We start from the raw sequence: 6,352 nt of genomic DNA on the forward strand, positions 1-6,352 counted from the left end.
TCTGCAAATTCAGTAATGAGAGGACGTGTAAACGCAATAAGGACGTTCAAGGGCTTAGTTGCGGATTTGAGGTTTATCATAAATAAGGCTTAATACACTGACAGCACCCGGATAAGTATGAAGTAACCTTTCCATGTCTTCTGCAGAAGCAAAAGAAAGATGTGGGCTGCCGATTTGCCTTGCAACATTTTTTGCCGATAGCTTCTTATCGGCAGGAAGCATTAACATAAAATATTCTTGCCTTTTGTTGCATAAGAACAGATTTTTGCATGAAGTACTGCCTAGTTTATATGCTATTTCACTTCCTTCTTTCATCGTTATTATAGGAGAATGTTCCAGCTTTTCATAACCGATGCCTAAACGGCTCAATAATTCAAAAATGGTATTCTGTACATAACCTTTATCCATAACTATGTTCTTTATATCTCTATCCATGCTATATTCTTGGATATATCTACAAATATAACAAAAAACAGAGAACAGGAAATGCTGTTTCTCTGTTTTTTGTTTTTCGGCAAGGCTTTTCCTTATTTAAAGATTAGCCTTTTATCTTCTTCTGCAAATAACACAGCAGTATTTACCAGTGCCAGATGAGAATAAGCTTGTGGGAAATTACCCAATTGTTCTTTTGTTTCGAAATCAATATCTTCACTGAACAGACCCAAATGGTTTGAATATTGCAAAATTTCATCGAACAGACAGCGTGCTTCGTCTTTTTCCCCGATGACATAAAGTGCACGGATCAGCCAGAAAGTACAGATGGTAAAGGCCGAAGAAGGACAGCCAAAATCATCATGAGTATTATAACGGTACATCAACCCTTTGTGTAACAGGGATTTCTTGACGGCTTTCACTGTTTTATGATAACGAATATCATCAGCATCTATAAATCCATAAGGTTCCATTAACAGTAAAGAAGAATCCAAATCCAGATTGCCGTATGCTTGTGAAAAACTTTGTATTTCTTCCTTCCAGCCGTTTCTCATAACATCAGCTTTAATTGCATCAGCTTCTTCTTCCCAACGTCGGCTATTCTCATATTTATTCAGAATACGAGCTATGCGGGCTCCTCTGTCCAAAGCAACCCAACACATCACTTTGGACGAAACGAAATGCTGTCCTTCACCCCGTATCTCCCAAATTCCTTTATCAGGCTTTCTCCAATCTTCCACCACAGTCATCATAATGCTTTTCACCATTTCCCACATATCTTCTATTTCATCCAATGTACCTGGCATCAACCGGTAATATTGGTAAATCAAATCCATCAAATAGCCGAACGAATCATTCTGCCTTTGATGATAAGCATCATTGCCGATACGCACCGGTTTGGAGTTTTTATATCCTGAAAGATGGTCGAGTATAACTTCAGTCAATTTCCTTTCCCCACGAATGCCATACATTATTTGATAAGTGTCATGCTCGGCAACAAAAGTAGATTGTATGAATTTCATGAATTTGCGGGCTGCATCGGCATGACCTATTTTGAAAAGGGTCTCTATGGACATGGAGGCATCTCGCAACCAACAAAAACGGTAATCCCAATTGCGTACTTCTCCCACAGCTTCGGGCAGGCTGGTAGTAAGAGAGGCTAATACCGCGCCATTATAAAAGGACATCATCTTCAGGGTGAGTAAGCTACGCTCTATTATATCGTTGTAAATAGTGAACTTTCTTGTACGATCCGTCCAGTTCAACCAATAAACCAACGTGCGGCAATACTCCAGTTTCTCACGCTCTATATCAACAGGAATCACCTTTTCATTGTATGAAAGAAGAAAAAATTCATCTTTCTCTAATATAAATTCCTGATGGTTTACAATACCTTGCAACGGCAAAGAGGAATACAGATATTGTCTGTCCTTGTTGTTAGAAGAAGAATAGGTTTCAATATACCGGGAAGTTACATTAAAAAACGCTTTTCCACGAGCATAATCGGGAGCCGGATGGTAATTGACTTTAATGCGAGGACGACCTTTAATCCAGCGGATATAACGATAGACCTCAGCTGGACGATAATATTCCTTATTATCATATAACTCATAACAAGGCATAAAGTCGACTACCGCAAATTCGTCTTGTTCTGACACAAAAGTAGTGGAAAGAATATTGGTATGGGGAACATACGATTGGATGGTGTGATAGTCTTCTGAAACTTCAAAACCAAAAGTCCCGCCTTTTTCACGATCTAGAAGAGCTGCAAAAATAGAAGGTGAATCAAAATTTGGAAAACATAGCCATTCAATACTTCCTTTTTCGGAAATCAGTGCGGCTGTGCAGCAATTACCGATTACACCGTAATTCAAATTATCCATGGTTATTTTTTTTGTAATGTTAGTGGTTTATTATCCGTTTAAAAAAATCTATAGCCGATGATAACTGCCCTTTCAAACCACTTTTCAAGGCTGCTTTCACCATGCCTTCATCTGTCAGCCGTTGTAAAAACGGCAAGGTGTCTGTCTGTACGGGCAGATTGTAACGTGCACTCTCGGATGCTGTACCAATCTTTACAGTCACAGCAGTAACAGGTACGGCTTTAAACATATCATCATCCGTAGTATCATCTCCTATTGCCAAGATAAAATCATATCGGGTGGCAAGCAAAAGCCTGTTTACTTCTGAACCTTTGGTAAATTCGGGAGATTTTATTTCTATTACCTTATTACCCTGCATGATTTGCAAATTCTGTTTCAAGCAAATAGATATCAAGGAATTGACCAACTGTTGCGCACGTAATCTGCCCAACCATGCATCGGCCTCACGATAATGCCAGGCAAGTGCCGTTTCTTTGACTTCAAGATGGGAGCGAGGAGTCTTGCTGACAAATAATTTTAATATAGAAAGCAATCCGGGGCTCCATTCCTGCCCGTGTACATTCTTGTGCCATACACCATTCTCTTTATAAAAGGCCCCATGTTCGGCTGCAAAGGAAAGAGGCAGTGCACCCAACCACTTCTCTAAAGTAAAATGGTCACGTCCGCTGTTTATTACCACATGATTCAAGGGGTCGGCGGTCAGTTTCTGCAATGTATCCAGCAATTGTGGAGTAGGAGAGGCATCTTCCGGCCTTTTCTGAAAAGGGACCAGTGTCCCGTCATAATCCAACAAAATCAAACGCTTTTTAGCATGTAAGTATTGATGCTGAATTTCCTGCATATTCTGTGATCCTATCTTCTTAAAAAGCATGGTTTTGTTTTTGTGTGCCACTTCCTGCCATTCATTTACAAAATCGGCAGCCCATTTATTGACAGTCTGTACGGATACAATAGACTGCATACGGTGCATCCGTTCTTTCTGTTCTTCAAACGGCATTTCCAATGCCCGGCAAATGGCATTTTCTATCTGCTCCGTATCATTGGGATTAACCAGCAAGGCGTCGGTCAGTTCCACAGCGGCACCAGCCATTTCACTTAAAACCAATACACCAGGATTGTCTTGCTTGACAGCAACATACTCTTTGGCAACCAAGTTCATTCCGTCACGCAAAGGAGTTACTAATGCAATATCAGCTATAAAATACATAGCAGCCAATTCTTCGAATGAAAAACCATGATAAAAATAGCAGACCGGAGTCCAGTTCATTGTAGAATATCGTCCGTTGATAGAACCTATTTCCTCGTCAATCCGGGTTTTCAATTCGGCATAACTGCCTACATGATCACGTGAAGGAACTATGACCATAGCCAGTGTTACCTTGCCATGATATTCGGGATGGTGTTCCAAAAAAGAGGCAAATCCATAAAGGCGGTGCAAAATACCTTTACTATAATCCAAACGGTCTACCGATAGGATAAGTTTATGTTTGCCAAACAAGAGACGGGTTCGTTCTATAGCCTTCCAAACATTTTTTTGTTGTGACACATTGTGGTAAAGGTCATAATTTATCCCCATCGGAAGTGCATCAACGCGCACAATGCGACTGCCTATCCGGGTTTCATCCAAACTGAAATCTATATGGAGTACCCGTTCGGCCGCACTGATGAAATGACGCATATAGTCATGTGTATGAAATGCGATAAAATCGGCTCCTAACAATCCTTTCAGTATTTCGGCACGTTCAGGTAGAATTCGGAATAACTCATAAGATGGAAACGGAATATGATGGAAATAACCGATATGCAACTGGGGAAGCTCTTGGCGAAGCATTTCCGGAAGTAACATCAACTGATAATCTTGTACCCAGACCCAATCATCCGGTTCCACAAGGCGGATAATTTCCCGACAAAACAAAGCGTTAACCTCTTGGTAAGATTGCCAGAAACTTTTTCTATATAATGTATAGGCAAAGAAATAGTGACATAAAGGCCACAGGGTACTGTTACTGTATCCCTCATAATAGTTCTTATATTGCTCATCGGATAAAAATATGGGATGGAGATTCATTTCCTCCAACCAGTGACAGATATCCTGTTTTTCTTCCTCTTTGTCTGTACAGATTCCGGGCCACCCCACCCAATGTTTCTCGTAATTGCCCTGTAGGGAATTTAGTCCCGTTGTCAGACCTCCTTCACTACGTGAGAAAACAAAGGTATCTTTTTCTGCGACAGCCTTCACGGGCAGTCTGTTTGATATGATATACAATTTCATTTTTATATAATTCTTTTTTTCAATTAGATGACAAAAGTCATACCACTAATTTAAACATCTTATTATCAACATGATATATGTTTATTGATTAGTTTATACTTTTTCAATATGAAAGCCTTTTTTCTAAAATGGGAAATGAAATAGCTGAAAGATAAAAGTGCAATTTTTGTAATGGCATCGATTTTGATTTATATGGAGTATAACGCTATCAACTTATAGAAAAGGTAGCGAGCAAACAATAAGAAATAACTGATTAACAAACTAATAAAGATGAAACTAGTAAAAACATAGCTTTCCAATATGGAAATTTGCCTGTTAAAATGAAAAAGAAACTCCAAAAGAATAAAATGCAATAAAAAAATGAAAGTATATAATTTAGAAAATATTAAATCTGCCACCGAACTGAAACATTGGACTGAAGTAATTAACATGAACGAACGTTCTATTATAGTGCTCGACACTTTTACCAGCATTGCCCAAAAGCTGCAAGCTGTTTCTATTTCTTTATTCCATGTCGATATCGAAGAGGTTATGAGTCAATTGCAGGATTTTGAGAATGATTGTAGAAATTGGCTGGACAATCTTCTTTCCTCCGAAATACAGAAAGCAGAAGCTGCCAAAGAAATAAAAGTACACATCGATCAAATTTCCCGTTTATGTAATGAAAATCTGAACATCATTGACGATCATGAGATCATGGCTCACGGAGCAATGATATCCTCTCTTATTCTGTCACATTATTTAGAAGAATGTACAAAAAAGAACTTCATCTTGAACTCATGTCATTTCATGCGACTAGGGCTTGATCGAAAACCGGATATAAAGTATGTGAAAAAGAATGTAGAAGAACTGATGAAAGACTGTCCCGATGTTCACATTCTTATTACCCAAAGCCGTTTGTGTAAAAATGTATATGATGAAGTGGATTTCTTCCCACAAATAGGAAATGAGTATTATGCCACTGTTATCGGGGCTGTATTCCATGCGGATGAAATTATAACATCCTTACATTCTGATGAAATTTGTTTCCGAGGTATGGAACATACTCGAACTCTTACATACGGTGAAGCCGAGAATTTTATTGATAGCGGCATTGCATTGCTTCATCCGGAATGTATTCCGCTGGCGCGCACCGCCGGTATGGCTATTGTATTGATAAAAACACCGAAAGATACATTACGAATATCATCAGAAAAAACAGGAACAAAAGTAAAAGCTGCTGTTTCACGCAGAGGTGTGGTCTTTGTCAAACTTCGTTCGTTGGGGATTCTTACTTCTTATCTATTTATTGGAAAAGTATTTGATGTGTTCGAGAAATATAAGGTTCCTGTCTATTTAGCGACTTCCTCTAATGTAAGTGTTTCATTGGCTGTGAAATGTAGCAACGACACATTACGCCTGATATATCGTGAATTACATAAGTATGCGGAAATAGGAATGGAAACAGAAATGTCTGTGGTCAGCGTTATTGGAGATCTAAATTGGGAAAAGCATACAGGGTTGGAAGCCAGAATTATAGAAACACTGAAAGAAATGCCGGTATGCATGATTTCATACGGTAGCAGCACTCACAATCTTTCAGTGCTGGTACGGGAACAAGATAGAGAAAAGGCATTAGTGACACTGTGCAAAGCCTTTCTAGATATTCCATCAGAGAAATTTGATGTAATAAAGCAAACTCAATTACAAGACTCTTTTGTTATGTGACCTTCCTGAGTAAACAGAAGCAACAATTCGTCCGACAAGGTATTTGTTGCCCTGTCTC

General features: G+C 39.0%; 3 protein-coding genes and 1 pseudogene. 1 reads left to right on the forward strand and 3 read right to left on the reverse strand.

The window, feature by feature from the left end; all coding sequences use genetic code 11:
• Window positions 1–72: 72 nt before the first annotated feature.
• The 3 genes and pseudogenes from AB5935_RS19370 to AB5935_RS19380 form a co-directional block, all read right to left on the reverse strand.
• Window positions 73–408, reverse strand: a pseudogene (locus AB5935_RS19370) (YbaK/EbsC family protein); the annotation flags it as partial.
• Between the two features lie 119 nt (window positions 409–527).
• Window positions 528–2,315 carry a glycoside hydrolase family 15 protein gene (locus AB5935_RS19375; RefSeq protein ID WP_007835468.1) on the reverse strand — a complete coding sequence of 596 codons (1,788 nt, stop codon included), beginning with the start codon at window positions 2,313–2,315 and terminating at the stop codon, window positions 528–530.
• 19 nt (window positions 2,316–2,334) lie between these two features.
• Window positions 2,335–4,587 carry a bifunctional alpha,alpha-trehalose-phosphate synthase (UDP-forming)/trehalose-phosphatase gene (locus AB5935_RS19380; RefSeq protein ID WP_007851617.1) on the reverse strand — a complete coding sequence of 751 codons (2,253 nt, stop codon included), beginning with the start codon at window positions 4,585–4,587 and terminating at the stop codon, window positions 2,335–2,337.
• A gap of 360 nt (window positions 4,588–4,947) precedes the next feature.
• Here AB5935_RS19380 and AB5935_RS19385 point away from each other — a divergent pair, with 360 nt between their 5' ends.
• Entirely contained in the window at window positions 4,948–6,294 is a 1,347-nt protein-coding gene (locus tag AB5935_RS19385; RefSeq protein ID WP_007835465.1) for an ACT domain-containing protein, read from the forward strand.
• Window positions 6,295–6,352 lie beyond the last annotated feature (58 nt).

The organism is Phocaeicola sp. RTP21198st1_B8_RTP21198_201120 (assembly GCF_040929485.1).
In the GTDB taxonomy this organism is placed as follows: domain Bacteria; phylum Bacteroidota; class Bacteroidia; order Bacteroidales; family Bacteroidaceae; genus Phocaeicola; species Phocaeicola dorei.

Bases quoted from the DNA above. Each gene is read 5' to 3' on its own strand.
- AB5935_RS19385 (WP_007835465.1), top strand. From the start codon at position 4,948: ATGAAAGTATATAATTTAGAAAATATTAAATCTGCCACCGAACTGAAA.
- AB5935_RS19375 (WP_007835468.1), bottom strand. From the start codon at position 2,315: ATGGATAATTTGAATTACGGTGTAATCGGTAATTGCTGCACAGCCGCA.
- AB5935_RS19380 (WP_007851617.1), bottom strand. From the start codon at position 4,587: ATGAAATTGTATATCATATCAAACAGACTGCCCGTGAAGGCTGTCGCA.